Here is a 24,194-nt window from a genome sequence, read left to right as displayed (position 1 = left end):
TGACAGGCAATCGGACCCCACATGAACACCAAGCTGTCCATCCTGGCCGTCCTGCTGGCCGGAGCCGCTACCAGCGCGCATGCCGCCGGCAATGCGAGCCCGCTCCCAGGCTGCACCGAGCTCGGCGCCGATCGCGAGGTCGTGCGCGCGGGCAGTACCACGAGCATGGCGCTGCGCGATGGAGACTCCCATTACCTGCTGACCTTCCGCGGCGACTGCGGCTCGCTGGCCACGACCAACACCCTGAAGATCGTCGCCGAGGGCACCGAGAACCGGCTGTGCCCGAGCGACACCGTCGTACGCACCCGTCGCGACGACTGCAAGGTGGCCCGCGTCGAGGAAATCAGCGCCGAACAGTTCGCCGTTCGCAAGCGCCGCGCCCGCTGAGCCTTGCCCGCCGCCTCCCGGAAAAGGAGGCATCCTGGGCGGAAGTGGCGACAATCTTGCCGCCACTTTCCTTTCTGGGCGCCGGTCGGTCAGACCGTGGCCGGGAGCAGCTTCTCCGGCTCGGACTGGCTTTCCACGACCAGTTCGCCATCGACCACGTCGATGTTGACCCGACCGCCGTTGACCAGCTTGCCGAACAGCAGCTCGTCGGCCAGCGGACGCTTGATCCGGTCCTGGATCACGCGCGCCATCGGACGTGCGCCCATCAGCGGGTCGAAGCCGTGCTGGGCCAGCCACTCGCGCGCGTTCGGCGAGGCAGTCATGGCCACGTGCTTCTCGTTGAGCTGCATCTCCAGCTCGATCAGGAACTTGTCCACCACCCGCAGGATGTGGTCGAAGCCCAGCGCCTGGAACTGCACCACCGCGTCGAGGCGGTTGCGGAACTCCGGGCTGAAGCTGCGGCGGATGACTTCCATCGCGTCGGTGGAATGGTCCTGGCGGGTGAAGCCGATCGAGCGCCGCGAGGCCTGCGCCGCGCCGGCATTGGTGGTCATCACGATCACCACGTTCTTGAAGTTGGCTTCGCGGCCGTTGGTGTCGGTCAGCACGCCGCGGTCCATGACCTGCAGCAGGATGTTGAAGATGTCCGGGTGGGCCTTCTCCACCTCGTCCAGCAGCAGCACGCAGTGCGGGGTCTTGACGATCTTCTCGGTCAGCAGGCCGCCCTGGTCGAAGCCGACGTAGCCCGGGGGCGCGCCGATCAGGCGCGACACCGAATGCGGCTCCATGTACTCGGACATGTCGAAGCGCACCAGTTCGATGCCCAGCTGCAGGGCCAGCTGGCGGGTGACCTCGGTCTTGCCCACGCCGGTGGGGCCGGCGAACAGGAAGTTGCCGATCGGCTTGTCCGGGTTGCCCAGGCCACTGCGCGCCAGCTTGATCGCCGAGGCCAGGGTCTCGATCGCCGGATCCTGGCCGAAGATCACCATCTTCAGGTTGCGCTCCAGGTGCTGGAGCACGTCCTTGTCGGTGGCCGTGACCTGCTTGGCCGGGATCCGCGCCATCTTGGCGACGATGGTCTCGATCTCCTCGACGTCGATCAGCTCCTTGCGTGAGCCTTCCGGCAGCAGGCGCTGGCGGGCGCCGGCCTCGTCGATCACGTCGATGGCCTTGTCCGGCAGCAGGCGGTCGGCGATGTGCTTGACCGACAGGTCCACCGCGGCCTGGATAGCCTCGTCGGCGTAAGTCACGCCATGGTGGGCCTCGTACCTGGGCTTGAGGCCCTGCAGGATCTCGTAGGCCTCGCCCACGGTCGGCTCGACGATATCGATCTTCTGGAAGCGGCGGGCCAGCGCCCGGTCCTTCTCGAAGATGCCGCGGTATTCCTGGAAGGTGGTCGAGCCGATGCAGCGCAGCTCGCCCGAGGCCAGGGCGGGCTTGATCAGGTTCGATGCATCCATGGTGCCGCCCGAGGCCGAGCCGGCACCGATGATGGTGTGGATCTCGTCGATGAACAGGATCGCGCCAGGGATCTTCCTGACCGCGGCCAGCACGCCCTTGAGGCGCTTCTCGAAGTCGCCGCGATACTTGGTCCCGGCCACCAGGGCGCCGAGGTCCAGCGAGTAGATCACCGCGTCGGACAGGACCTCGGGCACCTCGCCGTCGACGATGCGCTTGGCCAGGCCTTCGGCGATGGCGGTCTTGCCCACGCCAGCCTCGCCCACGTACAGCGGGTTGTTCTTGCGGCGGCGGCACAGGACCTGGATGGTGCGCTCGATCTCGTCGGCGCGGCCGACCAGCGGGTCGATCTTGCCGGCCCGGGCATGGTCGTTGAGGTTGGTGGCGTACTCGGTCAGGGCATCGGCCTTGCCTTCGCCCTCCCCGCCTTCGGCCCGGCCCTCACCGTCCGGCGAGGCGGCGCCCGGCTCGGACTCGTCGCCGAGCTTGGCGATGCCATGCGACAGGTAGTTGACCACGTCCAGGCGGGTCACGTCCTGCTGGGTGAGGAAGTACACCGCGTGCGAGTCCTTCTCGCCGAAGATCGCCACCAGCACGTTGGCGCCGGTGACCTCCTTCTTGCCCGAGGACTGCACGTGGTAGACGGCCCGCTGCAGCACCCGCTGGAAGCCCAGGGTGGGCTGGGTGTCGCGGCCGTCGTCGTCGGCCAGGCGGGACACGGAGGCTTCGATCGCCTGCTCGAGGTCGGTGCGCAGGCGCTCGGCGTCCGCACCGCATGCCCGCAGCACGGCCTGGGCGGATGGGTTGTCGAGCAGGGCCAGCAGCAGGTGCTCGACCGTCATGAACTCATGACGGGCTTCGCGCGCCCGCTTGTAGCACTGGCCGATGGTCTGTTCGAGGTCTTTGCTGAACATGGCTCGCTCCGGCGGTATGCCAACAATATGCGGCCTGTGGCCGGCAATTCCAGCGTGCCTGCGCAACGCCGTGTTCAGCCGGCGGCAGGCCGGCACCGGGCGGGTGGATCCCGCGGCTCAGGCCTTTTCCATCGTGCAGAGCAGCGGATGCTGGTTCATGCGCGAGAACTCGTTGACCTGGGCTACCTTGGATTCGGCCACTTCGCGCGTGAAGACACCGCAGACGCCGCGCCCGCGGGTATGGACGTGGAGCATCACCTGGGTCGCGCGTTCCAGGTCCAGGCCGAAGAACTGCTGCAGGACGGCCACCACGAAGTCCATCGGGGTGTAGTCGTCGTTGAGCAGGATCACCTGGTACATCGGCGGCGGTGCGATCTCCGGCCGGCCGGGATCGACCAGGGTGCCGTGCTCGTGGTCGTGTTCGTGGCGTGGGGTGCTGGACATGCGCCGATTATAAGGGCGCGCCGGCGCCTGCCCCATGCATGTGCACGCGCGATTGGACGCCGCCGCCATGCCTGCCGGACAATCCGCCGACTGCCACGGAGGCTCCCCATGAACCTGTTCCCCTGCATTGCCGCCATCCTGATGGCGCTGGCCCTGCCCTTCGCCGCCAGCGCCCAGGCCCCCGACGCCGACGCCCGCACCGCCGATGCGGACGTGGCCGCGCTGCTGGATTCGATCGAGTACCGCTACGAGCTCGACGAGGACGGCGACTACCGGCTGGTGCTGGAGATGCCGGACAGCGCCCGCACCCAGCTGGTGTTCGTGCGCTCGCCGGTGGAGGAGTACGGCAACGTCCGCGTGCGCGAGGTCTGGTCGCCGGCCTGGCGTGGCGACGGGGAGTTCCCCGCGGCGGTGGCCAACCGCCTGCTGCAGGCCACCTCGGACCTGAAGCTGGGCGCCTGGGAGCGCCAGGGCCCGTTCGCGGTGCTGGTCATCAAACTGCCGGCCGATGCCACGGCGAAGGTGCTGGAGGACGCGATCATCTTCGCGGCCATGGCCGCCGACGCGATGGAGCTGGAGCTGTCTGGCGCCGAGGCGGGCGACGAGTTCTGATGGCCGACTGGCACCCCCATGTCACCGTCGCCAGCGTGGTCGCCCGCGAGGGCCGGCTGCTGATGGTCGAGGAACGCATCCGGGGCGAGCTGGTGCTGAACCAGCCCGCCGGCCACCTGGAGCCCGGCGAGACCCCGGCCGAGGCGGCGGTGCGCGAGGCCCTCGAGGAAACCGGCTGGGACATCCGCCTGGACGCCTTCATCGGCTGCTACCAGTGGCAGGCCCCGGACGGCAGCGACTACCTGCGCTTCGCCTTCGCCGGCACCGCCCTGCTCCACCACCCGGAGCGGGCGCTGGACGAGGGCATCGAGCGCGCGGTGTGGCTGGCGCCTGACGAGCTGCTGGCCGAGTCCTCCCGCCATCGCAGTCCGCTGGTCTGGCAGGTCGCCGCCGACTGGCTGGCCGGGCGCCGCCACCCGCTGGACCTGGTACGGCAGCTGTGAGTACCGCACCGCGTACCGTCGTCGGCGTGTCCGGCGGCGTCGATTCCTCGGTGGCGGCGTGGCTGCTGGCCCAGTCCGGCGAACCGCTGGCCGGGCTGTTCATGCAGAACTGGGACGACGACGGCAGCGGCGAGTGCCGCGCCGAGGAGGACCGCCGCGACGCGGTGGCCGTGTGCGGGCGCCTTGGCATCCCGTTCCATTTCCGCGACTTCTCGAAGGAATACTGGGCCGGGGTGTTCGAGCATTTCCTGGCCGAGTACGCCGCCGGGCGCACGCCCAACCCGGACGTGCTGTGCAACCGCGAGGTCAAGTTCAAGCATTTCCTGGACGCGGCGCGCGAGCTGGGGGCCGAGCGCATCGCCACCGGCCACTACGCCCAGGTCTTGCACGAGGGCGGACGCTGGCGGCTGCTGCGCGGCGCCGACCGCGACAAGGACCAGACCTACTTCCTGCACCAGCTGGGCCAGGCCCAGCTGGCCGCGACCCTGTTCCCGATCGGCCACCTGCCCAAGGCGGAGGTGCGCAGGCTGGCGCGCGAGGCCGGCCTGCCGACCCATGCCAAGAAGGACTCGACCGGCATCTGCTTCATCGGCGAACGCGACTTCCGCGAGTTCCTCGGCCGCTACCTGGCGGCGCAGCCGGGCGAGATCCGCGACCCGCAGGGCGTGCGGATCGGCACCCACCCGGGCGTCTTCTACTTCACCCTCGGCCAGCGCGAAGGCCTGGCCATCGGCGGCGTGCGCGGGCGCCCGGCGGCGCCGTGGTACGTGGTGGGCAAGGACGTGGCCGGCAACATCCTGTACGTGGACCAGGACCGCGACAGTCCCTGGCTGATGGCGGGCACGGTCGAGACCGAGGCCATGCACTGGGTCGAGGGCGCGCCGCCGGCGACGGAGTTCGACTGCACCGCCCAGGTCCGCTACCGCCAGCAGGACGAGCCCTGCCGGGTGCGCGTGCGCGACGATGGCACCCTGTCGGTGCGCTTCGTGCGGCCGCAGCGGGCGGCCACGCCGGGCCAGTCGCTGGTGCTCTACGACGGTCCGGTGTGCCTTGGCGGCGCGGTGATCGCGTCCACCGACGCGCCGGTGCCGGGACAGGCCGGCGGGGCCGCCGGCTAGAATAGGTCCATGGAAAATCCCCACAGCGATCGCGTGCTGGCACTGGCCGGCCTGGCCCAGTCACTGCAGCAGGTACGGCGCATCGCCGAGACCGGACACAGCGATACCGGCGCCGCCCAGCCCGTCCTGGACAGCGTGTTCCGGATCGACGCCCCCTCCGCCGCCGCGGTCTACGGCGGCGTGCCCGCCCTGGCCCCGGGCCTGCGCCTGCTCGACGCCTACCTCTCCAGCCGTGCCGACGACCCGCTGCTGCCGCGGCTGGGCCTGGCCACGGTCCAGCTGGAGCGGCGCTTCTCCTCCGAGCCGGCGACCCTGCAGGCGGTTGCCACCGGCCTGTCGGCGATCGCCCCGCGCGCGCTGGAGCTGGGCAGCACCCATCCGGAGGTGCTGTCGGCGCTGGGCACCCTGTATGCGGACACCATCAGCCACCTGCGGCCGCGGATCATGGTCCAGGGCAACCCGCACTACCTCGGCCAGGCCGGGGTGGTCTCGGAGATCCGCGCGCTGCTGCTGGCGGCGGTGCGCTCGGCCATGCTCTGGCGCCAGCTGGGCGGCAGCCAGTGGCACTTCCTGCTGGCCCGCAAGGCCATGGCCGACGCGGTGCGCGCGCACCGCAACTGAGCCTTGCGGATGCCGCCGGATGCAACGGTGGCTAAAGGAGGCGGGGGTGCGGCCGATACTGCGAACGTGGTTCCGCAGAGATCACCCATGGACTCCCGCTTGTTCTTCCGCATGGCCGCACCCCTGGTGCTGACCCTCCTGGCCCCCATCGCCATTGGCTTTGACTGGCCGGCCCCGGCCCGCTGGGCCATCCTCACCACCCAGACCCTGAGCTGGTTCGGTTTTGCCGCCTGGCTGTTGCTGCGCGGCCCCGGCCACGCCGCTCCGTCGGGGGAACACGCACGTGTCGTCCGCGAGCAGGAACAGCTGCTGGGCGAACTGCGCAACTTCGTCGGCAAGGAGATCGAAGGCTCGCGCAGCGAGATCGACCGGGCCCGCGAACTGATCCGCCAGGCCGTCGCCGGCCTCGGTGGCAGCTTCGACGCGATGAACCGCAAGTCGCGCCAGCAGAGCCAGGCCATGGCCCGGATCATCGCCGACCGCGACGGCAACGGCGGGGTCGACGTGGCCCGCTTCGCCCAGCACGCCAGCTCGCAGATGGAGCAGCTGGTGGAGGCGCTTGAGCAGGTCGCCGGCCAGAGCACCACCACGGTCTCGCACATCGACCAGATGGCGCAGCACCTGGACGGCATCTTCGCCCTGCTGGAAGACGTCAAGTCGATCGCCGACCAGACCAACCTGCTGGCGCTGAACGCGGCGATCGAAGCCGCCCGCGCCGGCGAGGCCGGCCGCGGCTTCGCGGTGGTCGCCGACGAGGTGCGCAACCTCTCCGAGCGCTCGACCACCTTCAACGAGCAGATCCGCAAGCTGGCGCACAGCTCCAAGGACGCCATCGCCAAGGTGCGCGAGACCGTGACCCACATGGCCTCACGCGACCTGGACCGCTCCCGCGAGGCGCGTGCCGAGGCCGCGCAGATGCTGCAGAACGTGGCCGCGATCAACGCCTCGCTAGGCGAAGGCATGCGCGAGATCTCCGACTGCGGCCGTGCCATCGACGGCTCGGTGGCCGAGGCGGTGCGCGCCCTGCAGTTCGAGGACATCGCCACCCAGGCCCTGGGCGGCGCCCATGTCCACCTGGACCGCCTGGATGCGATCAACCGCGAGGCCATGGCCCTGCAGGAGCTGCTCCAGCGCAACAAGGGCGACGACGCCGAACTGATCCGCGCCCTGAACAAGCTCGGCCAGCGCCTGCGCGAACTGCGCGGCGAGTGGGAGCAGCCACCGCACAAGCCCGTGACCCAGCAGAGCATGGGCGCCGGCACGGTGGAACTGTTCTGAGCGGCACCCACGGCAATGCTTTGCCCGCAGGCCCCGGCTCCATGCCGGGGCCTGCTGCCATGCAGGACTCCGGGAATGCGGCCACTGCCCGCAACGCCGGACTCATGGCGCAGCTCGAGGCGATGGCGCTGGAGGAACTGGCCGCCGCGATGCATGCAGGCGGCCCTGCCCCGGATGGCGATCCGGTGGCGGCATGCCAGGACTGGGACCTTGGGATCCCGGGAACAACGGCTCCGGCAACCGCGGCCGATAGCGTGGGAACTTCGCTCTCCAACGGCGCCGCTCCGACACCTGCTGCATCTGTCGCGAACGACACGCCTGCCGCCTTCGCGGCCTAGCCGCCAGGGCCCTGTCCTGTCCGCGGAGCGGCCTCGCCCTCCGTGATTCCTGCCGGTCCTGCACTGCGGGCACGCAAGCAGGCCGTGACGCCCCGGCAAGCAAGACTTCACCTCACCTCAAGTGCGTGTCGCCAGGCCGTCGCCTACGGATCGCCAGGCGCGGACTCGCACCCTTCGAGCGCAGTGGCTGGTCCCGGCTTTGCCGGGACGACGGCCTGTTCGATGCCCGGATGTCGGCTTGGCTGGCTGGCGCATCTGGATATAGCCGTGCCCGCGCACTCGTCGAAGCCCGCGACGCACTGGAAACGCCGTCGTCGCGGCGGCTTCCAGCAGACCAACGTCTGATCTCGCCGGGACCCGGACGCCTTCGCCTGCGACCTGGCAGACCGTCGGCACCATGCCGCCGACCTCGAGCGCCGGTCCCTGCTGGAGCAGTCCATCGTCGTCCGCTGGCAGCCGCCGGAATGGAGTGGATGGAGTGGATGGGGGGGGATGTCGCGGGCGGTTGCTGCAATTGCCCAGCCGGAACAAGCCATCCCCGAAACGCCGACGCCGGCGAAAGCCGGCGTCGGGAGACTCCAACCGGTCAGTCCGGCCCTACACCGTCATCGGCCGCGACCAGTCGATCACGCCGGCCTCGCTGGCCTGGCGCAACCACTGCGCGAGTTCGCGCGGCGGCAGCGGGCGGGTGTGGACGTAGCCCTGGACCTCGTCGCAGCCCCACAGGCGCAGCTGTTCCTGCTCCTGCATCGTTTCCACGCCCTCGGCCACCACCCGCATGCCCAGGGCGTGGCCCAGGTGGATGATGGCCTGGGTGACGCCGCCGGCGTTGGCGTCGTGCAGCATGCCGCTGACGAAGCTGCGGTCGATCTTCAGCCGCTGCACCGGGAAGCGGTTGAGGTAGTGCAGGTTGGAGAAGCCGGTGCCGAAGTCGTCGACCGCCAGCTGGATGCCGTGCCGCTCGAACACCTTGAAGCAGTGGCGCAGGCTCTCGCTGTCCAGGATCAGGGCCGACTCGGTCAGCTCCAGCTCCAGCCGCGCCGGCGGCCAGCCGGCGCGCTGGCACAGGGCCACCACCCGCTCGGCGAAGCCGCGGTCGCGCAGCTGCACGCCGGAGACGTTGACCGCGACCCGGCCAAAATCCAGCCCCGCCGCGTGCCAGGCCACGGCCTGGCGGCAGGCCTCGGCGATCACCCACTCGCCCAGGCGCACGATCTCCCCGCTCTGCTCGGCGATCGGGATGAACTCGCCCGGGTGGCAGGTGCCGCCGGGGCGGTGCCAGCGCACCAGCGCCTCGATACCGGGCGCGTGGCGGTCGGTGATGCTGATCTGCGGCTGGTACACCAGGGAGAACTCCTCGCGTTCCAGCGCGCCGCGCAGGGTGTGCTCGATCTCGAGCCGGCGCCGGGTCTGGCGGTGGATCTCGGCGTCGTGCATCTGCAAGGTGTTGCGGCCGCGCTCGCGTGCCACGCGCAGCGCCGAATGGGCGGCGCGCAGCAGCTCGTCGAAGGCGGTGCCGTCGGCGCCAAGCACGGACACGCCGACACTGGCGCCGGCCTTGAGCAGCTCGCCGCCGAACGGCAGCGGCTCGGACAACGCATTGATCAGCTTCAGGCCCGCGGCCTCGGCCTGCGCCGCATCGGCGCGCAGCATGACCATGAACTCGTCGCCGCCGAGGCGGCCGAACAGGTCGCCCTGCGCCAGCGCCATGTGCAGGCGTCCGGCCACGGCCTTGAGCATGGCATCGCCGGCGGCATGGCCGAAGGTGTCGTTGATGTTCTTGAAGCCGTCCAGGTCCAGCAGCAGCAGGGCCAGCGAGGCGTCGCCGCTGGCCAGCGCGTCGGCGATGGCCTCCTCTACCTGGACCCGCAGCAGGAAGCGATTCGGCAGGCCGGTCAGCAGGTCGTAATGCGAAAGCAGCTCGATCCGCTCGCTGGTCTCGCGCTCGCGGCTGATGTCGCGGAACAGGGCGACGAAGCGACCGGCCATGCCCTCGCGCCGGTCCAGCTCCAGCGTCACCTGGACCCACACGCGCTGGCCGCCGGGGCGGTAGAAGCACAGTTCCAGGCGCTCGGCGGGGCCGCCCTCGGCCAGGCGCGAGAGCGCGGCCTCGAAGGCTTCCCGCGAATCGCGGGTATACAGCGCCAGGGCGTCGTCCAGGGTCAGCGGGCCCGGCGGCAGGCCGTGGATGCGGTAGCACTCTTCGGTCCACTGCACGCGGCGGGTTGACGGCTCGATCTCGCAGCCGCCGATGTGGCCGAGGGCCGAGACCCGGTCCAGCAGCTCGGTGCGCCAGCGCAGCAAGGCATCGGCCGTGCGCTGCGCGGTGACGTCCTGGAACTGGCCGAGCACGCGCTCGATATGGCCGGCGGCGTCCAGTTGCGGACGCGCCCAGGCCTGCAGGTGGAGCGGCTGGCCCTGTGCGTCGCTGAGTTCCAGTTCGAAGCGCACCGGCATGCCGTCGCGGCGCATGCGCTGCCAGGCCCGGCGCAGGGCCGAGGCGGCCTCCCGCGGCAGGCGCCGCAGCCAGGCGCGGGCGCTGTCGCGGTCACGCGGCGGATGGCCGAGCAGGCGGTAGAACTCGCGCGGCCACCAGCCCACATCCACGCCCGGGGTCCACGACCAGGAGGTGATGCCGGCAAGGCGCTGGATCTCCTCGAGCAGGGCCTGCTGGCCGCGCAGCCGTTCCTCGAGCTGCTTCTGCTCGTCGATCGCGGTGTGGGTGCCGATCATCCGCAGCGGGCGGCCGTCGGCGCTCCAGGCCACGATCCGGCCGCTGTCGCGTACCCAGCGCCAGCTGCCATTGCAGTGGCGCAGGCGGTGTTCGCAGGTGTAGGCGTCGGTACGTCCGTCGAGGTGCGCGCGCAGGGCCTCGCGCACGCGCTCCACGTCCTCGGGATGGACCATGGCCATCGCCGATTCGAGGCTGCTGTCCGGAGCGTCCTCGGCGGTGAAGCCGAGCATCGCCCGCCAGGTCTCGGATCGGAAGATGCGGTTGGCGCCGATGTCCCAGTCCCACAGGCCGTGGCCGGCGCTGTCGAGCGCCACCTGCCAGCGGCTGGCGCCCTCGGGATCGGGGATGCTCAGGGTGTAGGCGATGGTGCCGCCGTCGGGCCCGCGCACCCCGCGCAGCCAGCCATCCAGCCGCCGATCGGGCCCGGGGAGGCTGCAGGCCACGGCCTGGCGCTCGCCCGCGGACAGGCTTGCTCGCAGGTCCTGGAGCAGGCTGGCGTAGCGCGCGGCCGCATCCGGCAGCGCCATGGCCTGGGCCGCCGGATTGGCGGCGACCGGTCGGCCGTCCGCATCCAGCACCAGCAGGGCGCTTTCGATGGGGTGCTGCAACAGGCTGGCAATCGCGCCGGGATCCACGCCCTGCTCTCTCCAAACTTCCCCCGTGATCGGGGCGGTCATGCCGTTAACGGCATCACGGGGCCGGAGTTGAGTCCGGAACGGCCATGCCCGCTGGTATGCTTGCGCCTCTCGTTCCGGGGCAAGTCGATGGCACAGCTCGACCGGTCCGGCGCGTCCGGGCCAGGGGCCGGCGTGGGGGACTCCAAAGTCCGCGCGCGCGCGCTCGCGATCCGTATTCCGCTGCTGTACCTGGCCGTCGGGATCCTGTGGATCCTGTTCAGCGACCGCATGCTGGCGGCGCTGGCGACGGACACCGCCGCCCTCACCCGCCTGCAGTCCTGGAAGGGCGCCGCCTATATCGGTGGCACCGCGGCCCTGCTCTATTTCCTGTGCTACCGCCTGCTGCACCGGCTGCTGCGCGCCGGCGACCGCGCGCGGGCGTCGGAAAACCGGCACCGCGAGCTGTTCGAGGCCAACCCCAACCCGATGTTCACCGTCGACCTGGACGCGCTGGAGATCCTCGACGCCAATCCAGCCGGCGCCGTGTTCCTGGGCTGGCCGCGCGAGCAGCTGCGGGGGATGCCGATAAACCAGGTCTGGCGGGACGAGCACGCCCTGGCCGAGGCGGTCTCGGAAGTACGCATGCAACCGGAGCAGCTGCAGATCAAGCTCGCCCGGGTAACCGCCCGCGATGGCCGCCTGCGCCACGTCGAGCTGCGCAGCAGCGACCTGCCGGAGTCGAACACTGGCCACGCACGTCGCCTCGTCGTGGCCCTGGACCGCACCGCCGAGGAAGAGGCCCTGCTGCGCCTGCAGGAAGCGCAGGAGCTGGCCCGGCTCGGCTCGTGGGAAATGGACATGGCCACCGGCGCCACCCGGCTGTGCCCGATCCTGCGCCAGCTCACCGGCCATCCACCGGGGCCGGACCTGGCCCTGACCGAGGTCCTGGTCGGCGCCGACGCCGCCAGCCATGCCCGGCTGGAACGCATGCTCGCGGACCTGGCCTCCGGCGCCCAGTCATCGCTGGACCTGCTGCTGCCGGTGCTGGGCGAAGGCGGCCAAGAGCGCCTGCTGCACCTGCGTGGCCGCCGCCAGGAAGGCAACGGCGTGCGGATCCTGCGCGGCACGGTGCAGGACGTCACCGAGGAACAGCAGACCCGGCGCCTGCTCGGCGAGCGCGAGCAGCAGTTCCGCGAGCTGGTGCGGATCCTCCCGGACGGGCTGATGATCCTGCGCGACGAACGCGTGTTCTACGCCAACCCCGCCTGCGCCGACCTGTTCGGCCGCGCCCCCGAGGCGCTGATCGGCGAGCCGCTGGGCGGCCTGGTCGACCCGCAGGACCTGCCCGCGCTGCGCGGCTGGCTGCGCGGCGAACTGGCCGGGGTCTCGCCGCGGATGCACCGCGCCGACGGCGAGACCTTCCGGGTGGCGCTGTCGCGCGCGGCCGCGCGCTACGGCGGCCAGGACTGCCAGCTGCTGCTGGTGCGCGACCTCAGCGAGCCGGAGCGCATGCGCGATGCCCTGGCCAATGGCAACCGCGAGCTTCAGGCCATGGCCGGGCGCCTGTTCTCTGCCCAGGAGGACGAGCGGCGCGCGATCTCGCGCGAGCTGCACGACGACGTCGGCCAGGCCATCACCGCGATCAAGCTGTCGGCGCACGCGGCGATGATGGAGGACGACGAGGCGCGCCGCCGCGAGGACCTGCAGGACGTGGCCGCCACTGCCGACGCCACCCTGGACAAGCTGCGCAACCTGTCGATGCTGCTGCGCCCGCCGCAGCTGGATGCGCTGGGCCTGGAGGCCGCGCTGCGCTGGCATGCCGGCACCCTGTTCCGCCACCACGCGGTGGACCTGGAACTGGACGTCACGCCGCTGCCGCGCCGCCCCGAGCGCGAGGTCGAGCAGGCCTGCTTCCGCATCGCCCAGGAAGGCCTGACCAACATCCTGCGCCACGCCGGCGCCAGCCACGTGACCCTGGCCCTCTCCGGGGACGAGGACGCCCTGCGCCTGCATATCCGCGACGATGGTCGCGGCTTCGATCCCGCGCAGGCCGGCGGGCTGGGCCTGGTGATCATGCGCGAGCGCGCGCAGAGCGCCGGCGGCCGCCTGTCGATCCACAGCACGCCCGGGACCGGTACCCGGATCGAGCTGCTGCTGCCCTACGCAAGCCACGGTTGAGGACACGTGTTTCCGATCTCCGCTTCCGCCCCGCCCGCCCACCTGCCCGCGCCCGGTCGCCTCGGCGCCGGCCATCCGGTGGTCCAGGCCCTGGTCGCGCAGGCCCGCGATGGCGGTCCGCCGCTGATGGCCCTGCACCTGGACATCGACCACTTCGCCTCGGTCAACGAGAACATGAGTTTCGAGGTGGGCGACCAGGCGCTGGAGGAGCTGGGCCGGCGCCTGCACGCCCTGCTCCAGGGCCGCGGCCACGTCTGGTACCACGGCAGCGACGAGTTCGTGGCGGTGATCCCGCTGCTGCCCGGCATGCCGGCGCCGGAACAGCTGGCCGAGGAACTGCTGCGCGAGGCCGAGGCGCCGCTCGGCGTGCTGCCCTACACCCTGTTCCTGAGCACCAAGGCCGGCGTGGCGATGTGCCCGCAGCAGGCCACCGATGCCGACGGACTGCTGCGCCTGGCCGAGATCGCCGCGCGCCAGGCCAGCCATGTCGGCGAGCGCATCCAGTTCTACGGCGGCGCCAGCCTGCAGACGGTGCACAACGAGAGCCTGATCGCGCGCCAGATCGTCGACGCCGTGCCCAACGGCGAGCTGCGCCTGCGCTTCCAGCCGGAGATCAGCGCCCGCGACGGCCGCGTGGTCGGCATGGAGGCGCTGCTGCGCTGGCAGTCGCCGACCCTGGGCCTGCTGGTGCCGGAGCGGTTCATGCCGGTGGCCGAGCGCCTGGGCGTGATCGTGCAGATCGGCGAGTGGGTGCTGCGCAACGCCATCGCCCAGGCCCGAGTCTGGCGCGACGCCGGCTTCGACGACCTGTTCGTGGCGGTCAACGTCTCCACCCTGCAGCTGCTGCGCCCCGCCTTCGTCGACGAGGTGCTGGGCATGCTGCGCCAGGCCGGGCTGCCGCCGGAAAGCCTGCTGATCGAGATCAACGAGAGCACCCTGGCCGCCAGCGTCACCCCGGTGTACGACGGCCTGGCCGCGCTGCGCCGCGAAGGCGTGCGCCTGGCCCTGGACAACTTCGGCACCGGCGATTCCAGCCTCAGCGCGCTGGTCCGCTATCCGGTGGACATGCTCAAGATCGACCGCAGCTTCATCCGCAGCGCGCCGGCCGGCGAGCGCGAGACGGCGATCGTGCGCGCGATCATCGCCATGGGCCACCAGCTCAACATGAAGGTGATCGCCAACGGCGTGGAGAGCGAGGCCCAGCTGGGCTACCTGCGCCGCAGCGACTGCGACCTGTTCCAGGGCTACCTGTTCGGCGAGCCGATGCCGGCCGAGTCGGCGGGCATGGTCCTGCGCCGGCGCTACATGCGCCCGGAGCTGTTCGCCGCCACCAAGCAGGACCAGACCCTGCTGCTGGTGGACGACGAGGAGAACGTGCTGCGCTCGCTGGTGCGCCTGTTCCGCCGCGACGGCTACCGGATCCTGGCCGCGGGCAACGTGCGCGACGCCTTCGACCTGCTGGCCACCAACGAGGTCCAGGTGATCCTGTCGGACCAGCGCATGAGCGACATGAGCGGGACCGAGTTCCTGGGCCGGGTGAAGACCCTGTACCCGGACACGGTGCGCATGGTGCTGTCCGGCTACACCGACCTGGCCACGGTCACCGACGCGATCAACCGCGGCGCGATCTACCGCTTCCTGACAAAGCCGTGGAACGACGACGAACTGCGCGAGCACATCCGCCAGGCGTTCCGCACGCACGCCGAACGCAGCCCGCTGCGCCCGGACTGACTGTCCTGCACCGGACCGGGTGCGGCCTCAGGCCGCGCGCGGCTGCCGCACGGGCAGCACGATCCGGAACTTCGCGCCCCGCCCCGGCTGGCTGTCCACGTCGATGCGGCCGTGGTGCTTGGCGACGATGCCGTAGGAGATCGACAGGCCCAGGCCGGTGCCCTTGCCCACCGGCTTGGTGGTGAAGAACGGATCGAAGATGCGCTGGACCACGTCCAGCGGGATGCCCGGGCCGCTGTCGGCGATCTCGACCCAGACCTCGTCGCCGGCGTGGCCGGTGGAGAGACGGATGGTGCCGCGTTCGCCGATGGCCTGGCCGGCGTTGATCAGCATGTTCATGAACACCTGGTTGAGCTCGGACGGCAGGCACTCCACCGGCGGCAGCTCGCCGTAGTCCTTCTCCAGGGTGGCGTGGTACTTGAGCTCGTTCCAGATGATGTTGAGGGTGGACTCCAGGCCGGCGTGCAGGTCCACCAGCTTCCACGACTCGTCGCGCTCGGAGCGGGAGAAGTCCTTGAGGTCCTTGACGATGCGGGTGACCCGCTCGATGCCCTCGCGCGACTCGGTCATCAGCTGCGGCAGGTCGCGGGCGATGAAGTCGATGTCCAGCCGCGAGCGGGTCTGGTCGATCTCGGCCAGCATCGCCCGCGGGTCGGGCGAGCGCAGGGCGCGCTCGTAGGCGTCGATCAGGGCGAACAGGCTGTGCAGGTATTCCTGCAGGCTGCCCAGGTTGGAGTGCACGTAGCCGATCGGGTTGTTGATCTCGTGGGCCACGCCGGCGGCCAGCTGGCCGATGGAGGCCAGCTTCTCGGCCTGCAGCAGTTTGGCCTGGGCGGCGGTCAGCCGCACGTTCAACTCGGCGTGGCGGCGCAGCAGGTCCTGCTCGTAGGCGCGCACCTCGCGCAGGTCCTGCAGCAGGACCAGGAACCAGCCGTCCTCGTCTGGACAGAAGTACACGTGGACCAGCAGGATCGAGTCCTTGCCAAAGGACAGGTGCCCGCTCCAGCGGCCGTCGGCGCGCGCCTGCGGCATGGCGTCGCGGGGCAGCAGCGCCTCCAGGGCCAGGCCGGAATCGGGGTCCTGGCTGCAGCCCTGGCACAGGCTGGTGGCGGCGGGGTTGGCGTAGACCAGCACGCCGGAGGCGCTGAACAGCATCACGCCCTCGTGCAGGCTGTCGCCCAGGCGGTCGAGGATCGCGGGTGAAGGCATCAGGCCTTCGCGGTTTCGATGTGGCATGGCGCTCGGCGCGGCTCCGGTGAATACCGGATTCTAGCCGCGCCGTACGCGGATCAGGCGACGGCGAGGTCGCGGCGTGCGTGCAGCTGCTGCGCCTGGCCGTGGGCGTCGTAGGCCGGCGCGCTTTCGGCGCGGCCGAGATGGCGCAGCGCCCAGTTCACCTCGCGCCGGCGGCGCGCGAGCAGCGCACCGTTGCGGCGGTTGGCTTCGGCCAGCTCGGCCAGGCGTTCGCCCTGCCCTTGCGGCACGGCGTCCTCCAGCTCGCGCAGGGCGGCCAGCTTCTCGCCGGTCGAGCGCATCAGCAGCTCGACGTCGTGGTCCAGCAACGCCCGGCGCTCGTCGGCCAGGGCGGCGGCGAGGCGGTCCAGGGCGGCGTCGTTGGCGGCCGGCATGGTCATGGCGGCGCTCAGCCGAACTGCCTGTCCATCTCGATCATGCGATCGGCGATGCGCGCCGGATCGATCTTGTAGGTGCCGTTCTCCAGCGCCTGGCGGACTTCGGCCACGCGCTGGGCATCGATCGCCGGGGCGGTGGACAGTTCGCGCTGCAGGGCCTGCAGGCCGGTGGCTTCGCCGGTCAGGCGCAGGCTGTCGCCGGCGCGGGTGGCTTCCACCGGCTCGGAGCGGTCGGCTCCGGCAGCAGCGGGGGCAGTACGGCCGACCTGGGTCGTGCTGCGCACGGCCGGCGGAGGGAGGCTGCCTTCGATCTTCTGGCTCATTGGAATGAGTCCTTGGACGGGGTACGCGGTGGGTATCGGCATGGTCGGGCGGGAACTTTAGGGATCAGGCACGGGATTTGCCCTGCTGCCGTTCAGGGAGCCACCAGTACGTCCCCACCGGGGGCGACGCGCCCCTGGAGGATACGCCTGGAGGACAGGTTTTCCACGCTTACGCGCTCGTCCACGCCGGCATCGCCGAGAGCGCGGCCCGCAACCCGGACCTCCACCCCGCCACGCCGGGAGACCAGTGCGACCTGGTCGCCCCGGCGGACGATGCGTGGCGAGGCGAGGTCGCCGGCACCCAGCACGCTGCCGGCGACCAGGGTGCGGCGCGCGACCTGGCCCAAGGCCTGGGCCGGGTCGGACAGGGTCGCCCCGGCCAGGCGCGAGGCATCGCGCTGCGCGGTGGCAAGGGCATCGGCCGTCAGGGTTTCCCCCGCGGCGACGCCCCGGGCCAGCACCACCACCTGCTGGCTGCGGCGCTGGCGCACCGGTACATAAAGCCGCCAGCCATCCGGACACGACACCTCGACCGTGGTCGCGGTGGACTGGCGTGCCTGCAGCGGCTTGCCGCAGGCCGGCATGCGCAGCGCCGGGTCGAGGCTGGCCTCGCCCTCGCCGCCCACCGCCGCGACCGCGGCCGCGCGGATCGACTCCACCGGCTGGAACGGCGAAGCCGACGCCCATGCCATCGGCAGGACGAGTAGGAACATGAGCAGTCGGCGCGGCTGGGACATGCGGGGCATGGCTCGGGCGGGAATCCGCCGGAGCCTTGCAAGCCGCGTGCCACGGGGCCGGGCTCAAGCACCGGCGACGATGGCCGATACCGCGTGCATGACCCACAACCTGCTCAACCGCATCGACCAGCGCACCCGCCTGGCCGGCCACAACCGCCTGGCGCTGCTGTTGTTCCGCCTCGGCGGACGCCAGCTTTTTGGCGTCAACGTGTTCAAGGTCCAGGAGGTGCTGCGGCGACCGCCGTTGTTCCAGCTGCCCGGCCTGCCACCGCAGTTCGCCGGCGCGGCGGACGTGCGCGGGCGCTCGGTGCCGGTGCTGGACCTGGGCCTGGCCATCGGCCACCCGGAGCGTGCGGGCGAGGAAGGCACCCAGTACCTGGTGGTGACCGAGTTCAACCGCTCGGTGCAGGGCTTCCTGGTCAGCGACGTGGAGCGCATCGTCAACATCGCGGTGGAGGACATCCATCCGCCACCGGACCTGGGCGCCGAGAGCACCTACCTGACCGCGGTGACCCGCTTCCAGGGCGAGCTGATCCAGGTGCTGGACGTGGAAAGCGTGCTGGCCGACATCACCCAGGCGCGGATGGACGCCACCCTCGCCCCGGAGATGGCACTGCCGGAGAACGCCCCGCCGATGCAGGTGCTGGTGGTGGACGACTCGCGCGTGGCCCGGCAGCAGATCCGCAGCGTGCTGGACCAGCTGGGGGTCGGGGTGACCCTGCTGTCCGACGGCCGCCAGGCACTGGAACACCTCCTGCAGGTGCATGCCGGTGGCGAGGATCCGGCCGGGCGCTACGCCATGGTGATCTCCGACATCGAGATGCCGGCGATGGACGGCTACACCCTGACGACGGAAATCCGGCGCCATCCGGGCCTCTCCGGCCTGTACGTGCTGCTGCACACCTCGCTGTCGGGCGTGTTCAACAACGCCATGGTCGAGCGCGTGGGCGCCAACGCCTTCGTCGCCAAGTACAGCCCGCACGAGCTGGCCGACCACGTGCTGGCGCGCCTGCGCCAGGTCGCCGCCGAGGCGGCGGCCTGATCCGCTGACAGCCCCCGCCGGTGGCCCGCAAGCCCCGGCGACGACCCGGCGGCGCGTTCTGGCACGCGCCTTGCCTGAGCCACGGCGACCTTCCGCGTTTGGAGTCGCCATGCTCAATCCGATCTCTTCCTATATGGGTGTCCATGCGGACGCCCTGCCCCTGCGCGAGCAGCGGATGAAGCTGATCGCCAGCAACCTGGCCAATGCCGACACCCCCGGCTACAAGGCCCAGGACCTGGACTTCAATGCCGCCCTGGATGCCGCCACCCGCAGCCGCACCGGCGGCGTGGCCAACGGCCCGGGCGTGCCGGCGGCGACCCACGAGTCGCACCTGCAGGACGCCATCGCCACCGGCCTGGCGCCGTTCCAGTACACCCGCCAGGCCAGCCAGCCCAGCCTCGACGGCAATACCGTCGACGCCGACGTCGAGCGCGCCGCCTACGGCCGCGCCGCGCTGGAGTACCGCGCCTCGCTGAGCTTCGTCGAGGGCAAGGTCCGCACCCTGCTCACCGCCATCACCGGCCAGTAAGGAGCCCGCGCATGAGCAACCTCCCGATCTTCGACGTCGCCGGTTCCGCGCTGCAGGCGCAGTCGGTGCGCCTGAGCACCATCGCCTCCAACCTGGCCAATGCCGACGCCGTGGCCGGCTCGCCCGAAGCGGTCTACAAGCCGCTGGAACCGGTGTTCCAGGCCCAGGCCAGCGGCAGCGACCCGGCCCTGACCGGCGTGCGCGTGCGCGAGATCGCACAGAGCGACGCCCCGCCGGTGCGCCGCTACGAGCCCGGCCACCCGCTGGCCGACGCCGACGGCTACGTGTTCGCGCCCGACGTGGACCCGGTCTCGCAGATGGTCAACATGATCTCCGCCTCGCGCAGCTACCAGGCCGGCGTGGAGATCATCAACACGGCCAAGGAACTGGCCATCGCCACCCTGAGCATGGGCCGCTGAGGAGCCCCGTCATGAGCGCGATCCCAAGCGACATCTATTCCAGCCTCGGGCTGGGCCCGGCCACCACCAGCAAGGACAAGAGCGACTCGCTCGGCCAGGCCGACTTCCTGCGCCTGATGACCGAGCAGCTCAAGCACCAGGACCCGCTGAACCCGATGGAGAACAGCGCGTTCCTGGGCCAGATGGCGCAGTTCTCCACCGTCCAGGGCATCGAGACGCTCAACAGCCAGGTGCGGGCGTTCCAGTCCGCGCTGGGCAGCGACCAGCTGCTACGCGGTGCCGCCATGGTCGGCCGCGACGTGCTGGTGCCGTCGACGAAGCTGGCGCTGGACGATTCCGGCAGCGCCCACGGCGCGGTCGCTGCGCCGGATGCCGGCAGCGTGCAGTTCACCGTGACCGACGCCAACGGCCGCACCGTGCGCGAGTTCAGCGTGCCGGCGACCCGCGCCGGAGAGGTCCCCTTCGCCTGGGACGGCACCGATTTCGGCGGCCAGCGCCTGCCCCCGGGCAACTACGGCATCAGCGCCAAATACACGGCCAACGACGGCAGCACCCGCCCGGTCGACACCTACGTCCGCGGCCGGGTGGAGAGCGTCACCGCCGGCAGCGACGGCCTGTTCCTCGACCTTCCGGGCCTGGGCACCGTCCCGCTCGATTACGTGCTCCGCGTCAGCTGAGCCGAACCCAACGAATTCCGCAGGAGTCCGCCATGAGCTTCAACGCATCGCTGTCCGGCATCAACGCGGCCAACGCCGACCTCAACGTCACCTCGAACAACATCGCCAACTCCAACACCGTGGGCTTCAAGAGCTCGCGTGCCGAGTTCGCCGACCTGTTCTCCTCCACCAGCTACGGCCTGGCCAGCAACGCCGTCGGTTCGGGCGTGAAGGTCAGCAACGTGGCCCAGCAGTTCTCCCAGGGCAACATCGACCCGACCGGGCGCAGCCTGGACTTCGCGATCGATGGCGAGGGCCTGTTCACCGTCAGCAAGAACGGCGACACCTTCTATACGCGTGCCGGCAACTTCCAGCCGGACAACCGCGGCTTCGTGGTCACCCCGGACGGCGCCCGCCTGCAGGTGTACGCACCCAACGCCAATGGCGGCTTCGATGTCGGCCGCACCACCGACCTGCAGCTGGCCACCAGCGACAGCCCGCCGCGCCAGACCGGCCTGGTCGAGCTGATGGTCACCCTGCCCGGCGCGGCCGCCGAGCCCACCGTGCAGCCGTTCGACCCGTCCGAGTCCAACAGCTACAACGCCAGCAGCGGCGGCGTGACCGTGTACGACTCGCTGGGCGTGGCCCACGTCCAGACGTCGTACTTCGTCAAGACCGAGAACGCCAACGAGTGGCAGGTCTACAACTACGTCGACGGCAACCAGGTCGGCGAGCCGACCACCTTGCAGTTCGACTCCAACGGCAGCCTGGTGTCCCCGGCCGATGGCCGCATCGCCATGGATCCGTACACCCCCGGCACCGGCGCCGGCCAGCTGGAGCTGGGCCTGGACATCAGCGGCAGCACCCAGTACGGCAACAGCTTCGCGCTGCGCAGCATCAACCAGGACGGCTTCGCCTCCGGCAAGCTGACCACGATCGACGTGGCCGAGGACGGCGTGGTCTATGCCCGCTACTCCAACGGCGACGACGTCGCCCTGGGCCAGATCGTGCTGACCAACTTCGTCAATCCACAGGGCCTGCAGGCGGTCGGCAACAACATGTGGGCCGCGACCCACTCCTCCGGCACCCCGCGCAGCGGCGCCCCGGACTCGTCGGACTTCGGCCGCATCCAGGCCGGTGCGCTCGAGGCCTCGACCGTCGACCTGACCGAGCAGCTGGTCAACATGATCACCGCGCAGCGCAACTTCCAGGCCAACGCGCAGATGATCTCGACCCAGGACCAGGCCACCCAGACTGTCATCAATATCCGGTAATTCGTGATTGGTGATTGGTGATTGGTGATTGGTGATTGGTGATTGGGAGGAGCAAAAGCACGCTCCTTCCCCCATCGTCACGATCCCGGCCAGGCCGCTGTTACGAATCCCGAATCCCGAATCACCAATCACGGCTTCTCATGGACAAAGCGCTCTATATCGCGATGACCGGCGCCCGTGCCTCGCTGCAGGCCCAGTCCACGGTCAGCCACAACCTGGCCAATGCCGACACTGCCGGTTTCAAGGCGGCGCTGGCCAACACCGAGGCCTTCCCGGTCCGCGGCGCCGGCTATCCGTCGCGGGTGGCCGCGCTGCACGTGGACCAGGGTTTCGACGCCAGCGCCGGCGCGCTGCGGGTGACCGGCAATCCGCTGGACGTCTCGCTGCATGCCGACCGCTGGCTGGCGGTGCAGGCGCCCGACGGCAGCGAGGCCTATACCCGCGCCGGCGACCTCTCGCTGACGCCCAACGGCCAGCTGGTCACCTCCGGCGGCCACGCCCTGCTCGGCCAGGACGGCAACCCGATCGCCCTGCCCCCGCACCAGGCGCTGGAGATCGGCCAGGACGGCACGGTGTCGATCGTGCCGCTGGGCGAAGGCGCCGACACCATGGCCATGGTTGGCCGGCTGAAAGTGGTCGATGCCCGCCCGCAGCAGCTCACCCGCGGCCTCGACGGCCTGATGCGCAACACCGCCCCGCAGCAGCCGCTGCAGCAGGCGCCGGGCACGGTGATGACCACAGGCGCGCTGGAGGAGAGCAACGTCGACGCCGCCGGTGCCCTGGTACAGATGATCCAGCTGCAGCGCCAGTTCGAGATGCAGGTGAAGGTCATCAAGACCGGCGACGAGAACGCGCGCGCCTCCACCAGCCTGCTGCGCCTGGGCGGCTGATCCTGCTGCCGGGCGGCCGGGACCTGGCCCCGCACGGCGCGCCACGCCGACGCTGTCCTGTTGCCGGCTGCGGGAACGTACCCGTCCCGGCGCGTCGCTGCCGCGTACGCATGCACGCACCTGCCCCGCGGAGGGAGCAGCGTGGGAGGCCCGGCTGCAGGCGCAGCGCAGCGACGCCCTCCTTCCCGCCGGCAGGCGCACATCCTCTTCGCCCCCTGCGGACAGGCCCCGCGCCAACCCGCCGACACGGTTCTGGCACGCCTCATGCATCGGCAGTGGCGTCAATCCGTCACGTGAGGTACCGCGTCATGAATCAGGCACTCTGGGTCGCGAAGACCGGTCTGGATGCGCAGCAGACGCGCATGTCCGTGGTGGCCAACAACCTGGCCAACACCAACACCACCGGCTTCAAGCGCGACCGCGCCAACTTCGAGGACCTGCTGTACCAGCAGGTGCGCCAGCCCGGCGGCTCGACCTCGGCACAGACGCAGCTGCCCTCCGGCCTGCAGCTGGGCACCGGCGTGCGCGTGGTGTCCACCGCCAAGGACTTCCAGCAGGGCAACCCGCAGCAGACCGGCCGCGCCCTGGACGTGATGATCAACGGCCGCGGCTTCTTCGAGGTGCTGATGCCCGATGGCACCTCCGCCTACACCCGCGACGGCAGCTTCCAGGTCAACGCGCAGGGCGAGCTGGTCACCAGCAGCGGCTACCCGGTGCAGCCCGGCATCCAGGTGCCGGAGGGCGCCCAGTCGATGACCATCGGCACCGACGGCACGATCACGGTGCAGATGGCCGGCGACGGCCAGGCCCTGGAGATCGGCGCGCTGACCCTGACCGACTTCATCAATCCCGCGGGCCTGCAGGCGCGCGGCGAGAACCTGTACATGGAGACCACCGCCTCCGGCCCGGCCCAGAACGGCACCCCCGGCCTCAACGGCCTGGGCCTGGTCGAACAGGGCGCGCTGGAAGGCAGCAACGTCAACGTGGTCGAGGAGCTGGTCAGCATGATCGAGACCCAGCGCGCCTACGAGATGAACGCCAAGGCCATCTCCACCACCGACTCGATGCTCGGCTACCTCAACAACAACGTCTGACCGGCGCACCGCGCCGCTGGAGCCTGCCATGAACCTGCGATCCCGCTTCGCCATCGCACTGGCCCTGCCGGCCATGCTGCTGCTGGGCGGCTGCGTGGCCGCCGGCGACGTGCGTCCCTACCCGCCCATGGCCCCGGTCGTGCCGGTGATGCCGGTCCAGGCCGCGCCCACCGCCGGCGCGATCTACGCCGGCGGCCAGGGCCTGTCGTTGTACGGCGACCGCATCGCCCGCGACGTCGGCGACCTGCTGACCATCAACCTGGTCGAGTCGACCACCGCCCAGACCAGCGCCACCACCCAGGTCAGCAAGGACAGCGAGCTGTCCACCGGCGTGACCTCGCTGTTCGGCGGGCCGGTGACCTACAAGGGCCGCGACATCCTCTCGGCCTCGGCCAATGGCGAGCGCGACTTCGACGGCCAGGGCAAGTCCAGCCAGAGCAACCGCCTGCAGGGCAGCGTCACCGTCAGCGTCATCCAGCGCCTGCCCAACGGCAACCTGGTGGTCCAGGGCCAGAAGAACCTGCGCCTGAACCAGGGCGACGAGCTGGTCCAGATCCAGGGCATCGTCCGCCCGCAGGACATCTCCCGCGACAACACCGTGCCGTCCAGCCGGGTCGGCGAGGCGCGCATCGTCTACGGCGGCCGCGGCGCCATCGCCCAGGCCAACGCCATGGGCTGGCTGGGCCGCTTCTTCAACTCGCGCATCTACCCGTACTGAGGTCGACC

23 protein-coding genes are annotated in these 24,194 nt (G+C 70.7%); 16 read left to right on the top strand and 7 right to left on the bottom strand.

Features of this window, described 5'->3' with window-relative positions; translation table 11 throughout:
- Positions 1-21 precede the first annotated feature (21 nt).
- Positions 22-387 (top strand): hypothetical protein, encoded by a 366-nt coding sequence (locus tag PSESU_RS07760; protein ID WP_013535212.1) that lies wholly within the window; start codon positions 22-24, stop codon positions 385-387.
- A gap of 89 nt (positions 388-476) precedes the next feature.
- Here the strand turns inward: PSESU_RS07760 and clpA are convergent, their stop codons facing one another.
- Together clpA and clpS are read right to left on the bottom strand one after the other, a co-directional pair.
- Positions 477-2,759, bottom strand: a complete 2,283-nt coding sequence (clpA, locus tag PSESU_RS07755; protein ID WP_013535211.1) for an ATP-dependent Clp protease ATP-binding subunit ClpA — start codon at positions 2,757-2,759, stop codon at positions 477-479.
- 117 nt (positions 2,760-2,876) lie between these two features.
- Positions 2,877-3,203 carry an ATP-dependent Clp protease adapter ClpS gene (clpS, locus tag PSESU_RS07750; protein ID WP_013535210.1) on the bottom strand — a complete coding sequence of 109 codons (327 nt, stop codon included), beginning with the start codon at positions 3,201-3,203 and terminating at the stop codon, positions 2,877-2,879.
- A 108-nt stretch (positions 3,204-3,311) separates the two neighbouring features.
- Here clpS and PSESU_RS07745 point away from each other — a divergent pair, with 108 nt between their 5' ends.
- From PSESU_RS07745 to PSESU_RS07725, 5 genes are all read left to right on the top strand, one after another.
- A complete protein-coding gene (locus PSESU_RS07745; protein WP_013535209.1) occupies positions 3,312-3,815 on the top strand; it encodes a hypothetical protein in 504 nt (167 codons plus the stop codon).
- Entirely contained in the window at positions 3,815-4,258 is a 444-nt protein-coding gene (locus tag PSESU_RS07740; RefSeq protein ID WP_013535208.1) for an NUDIX hydrolase, read from the top strand. Before PSESU_RS07745 ends, PSESU_RS07740 begins: the two co-directional genes overlap by 1 nt.
- Positions 4,255-5,376, top strand: coding sequence for a tRNA 2-thiouridine(34) synthase MnmA (gene mnmA / locus PSESU_RS07735; RefSeq protein WP_013535207.1), 1,122 nt, complete (start codon positions 4,255-4,257; stop codon positions 5,374-5,376). The genes PSESU_RS07740 and mnmA overlap by 4 nt, the downstream gene beginning before the upstream one ends.
- A 9-nt stretch (positions 5,377-5,385) precedes the next feature.
- Positions 5,386-5,997, top strand: a complete 612-nt coding sequence (gene hflD, locus PSESU_RS07730; protein ID WP_013535206.1) for a high frequency lysogenization protein HflD — start codon at positions 5,386-5,388, stop codon at positions 5,995-5,997.
- 87 nt (positions 5,998-6,084) lie between these two features.
- Positions 6,085-7,275, top strand: a complete 1,191-nt coding sequence (locus tag PSESU_RS07725; RefSeq protein ID WP_013535205.1) for a methyl-accepting chemotaxis protein — start codon at positions 6,085-6,087, stop codon at positions 7,273-7,275.
- 935 nt (positions 7,276-8,210) lie between these two features.
- Here PSESU_RS07725 and PSESU_RS07720 read toward each other — a convergent pair.
- A complete protein-coding gene (locus PSESU_RS07720; RefSeq protein WP_041763994.1) occupies positions 8,211-10,982 on the bottom strand; it encodes a bifunctional diguanylate cyclase/phosphodiesterase in 2,772 nt (923 codons plus the stop codon).
- Between the two features lie 174 nt (positions 10,983-11,156).
- Between PSESU_RS07720 and PSESU_RS07715 the strand changes: the two genes are divergently transcribed.
- Together PSESU_RS07715 and PSESU_RS07710 are read left to right on the top strand one after the other, a co-directional pair.
- Positions 11,157-13,142 (top strand): PAS domain-containing sensor histidine kinase, encoded by a 1,986-nt coding sequence (locus PSESU_RS07715; protein ID WP_013535203.1) that lies wholly within the window; start codon positions 11,157-11,159, stop codon positions 13,140-13,142.
- 15 nt (positions 13,143-13,157) lie between these two features.
- Positions 13,158-14,873 (top strand): EAL domain-containing protein, encoded by a 1,716-nt coding sequence (locus PSESU_RS07710; protein ID WP_049782433.1) that lies wholly within the window; start codon positions 13,158-13,160, stop codon positions 14,871-14,873.
- Positions 14,874-14,900: 27 nt separating this feature from the next.
- On the opposite strand, the gene PSESU_RS07705 is transcribed toward PSESU_RS07710, so the two are convergent.
- From PSESU_RS07705 to flgA, 4 genes are all read right to left on the bottom strand, one after another.
- Entirely contained in the window at positions 14,901-16,109 is a 1,209-nt protein-coding gene (locus PSESU_RS07705; RefSeq protein WP_013535201.1) for an ATP-binding protein, read from the bottom strand.
- Positions 16,110-16,162: 53 nt separating this feature from the next.
- Positions 16,163-16,501, bottom strand: coding sequence for a hypothetical protein (locus PSESU_RS07700; RefSeq protein ID WP_041764658.1), 339 nt, complete (start codon positions 16,499-16,501; stop codon positions 16,163-16,165).
- 14 nt (positions 16,502-16,515) lie between these two features.
- The gene (flgM, locus tag PSESU_RS07695; protein WP_013535199.1) at positions 16,516-16,827 is read right to left on the bottom strand and encodes a flagellar biosynthesis anti-sigma factor FlgM; all 312 of its coding nucleotides are present in this window, start codon (positions 16,825-16,827) and stop codon (positions 16,516-16,518) included.
- Positions 16,828-16,919: 92 nt separating this feature from the next.
- Entirely contained in the window at positions 16,920-17,564 is a 645-nt protein-coding gene (gene flgA, locus PSESU_RS07690) for a flagellar basal body P-ring formation chaperone FlgA (protein ID WP_041763992.1), read from the bottom strand.
- A gap of 97 nt (positions 17,565-17,661) precedes the next feature.
- On the opposite strand from flgA, the gene PSESU_RS07685 reads away from it, so the two are divergent.
- The 8 genes from PSESU_RS07685 (at position 17,662) to flgH (ending at position 24,186) form a co-directional block, all read left to right on the top strand.
- Complete coding sequence (locus tag PSESU_RS07685) at positions 17,662-18,606, top strand: chemotaxis protein (protein WP_041764656.1); 945 nt, start codon at positions 17,662-17,664, stop codon at positions 18,604-18,606.
- A 109-nt stretch (positions 18,607-18,715) separates the two neighbouring features.
- On the top strand, positions 18,716-19,135 hold the full coding sequence (flgB, locus tag PSESU_RS07680; RefSeq protein ID WP_013535196.1) for a flagellar basal body rod protein FlgB: 420 nt from the start codon (positions 18,716-18,718) through the stop codon (positions 19,133-19,135).
- Positions 19,136-19,146: 11 nt separating this feature from the next.
- Positions 19,147-19,554, top strand: coding sequence for a flagellar basal body rod protein FlgC (gene flgC, locus PSESU_RS07675; RefSeq protein ID WP_013535195.1), 408 nt, complete (start codon positions 19,147-19,149; stop codon positions 19,552-19,554).
- Positions 19,555-19,565: 11 nt separating this feature from the next.
- Positions 19,566-20,231, top strand: coding sequence for a flagellar hook capping FlgD N-terminal domain-containing protein (locus PSESU_RS07670; RefSeq protein ID WP_013535194.1), 666 nt, complete (start codon positions 19,566-19,568; stop codon positions 20,229-20,231).
- A gap of 32 nt (positions 20,232-20,263) precedes the next feature.
- Positions 20,264-21,484 carry a flagellar hook protein FlgE gene (gene flgE / locus PSESU_RS07665; protein WP_013535193.1) on the top strand — a complete coding sequence of 407 codons (1,221 nt, stop codon included), beginning with the start codon at positions 20,264-20,266 and terminating at the stop codon, positions 21,482-21,484.
- Between the two features lie 140 nt (positions 21,485-21,624).
- Entirely contained in the window at positions 21,625-22,374 is a 750-nt protein-coding gene (flgF, locus tag PSESU_RS07660) for a flagellar basal-body rod protein FlgF (protein ID WP_013535192.1), read from the top strand.
- Positions 22,375-22,682: 308 nt separating this feature from the next.
- Positions 22,683-23,468, top strand: coding sequence for a flagellar basal-body rod protein FlgG (gene flgG / locus PSESU_RS07655; protein WP_013535191.1), 786 nt, complete (start codon positions 22,683-22,685; stop codon positions 23,466-23,468).
- Between the two features lie 28 nt (positions 23,469-23,496).
- Complete coding sequence (flgH, locus tag PSESU_RS07650; protein WP_013535190.1) at positions 23,497-24,186, top strand: flagellar basal body L-ring protein FlgH; 690 nt, start codon at positions 23,497-23,499, stop codon at positions 24,184-24,186.
- Positions 24,187-24,194 lie beyond the last annotated feature (8 nt).

It is taken from the genome of Pseudoxanthomonas suwonensis 11-1 (assembly GCF_000185965.1).
GTDB lineage: Bacteria > Pseudomonadota > Gammaproteobacteria > Xanthomonadales > Xanthomonadaceae > Pseudoxanthomonas > Pseudoxanthomonas suwonensis_A.
Note: the sequence above shows the minus strand (reverse complement) of the source record. Positions and strands in the feature narration are given on the sequence as shown.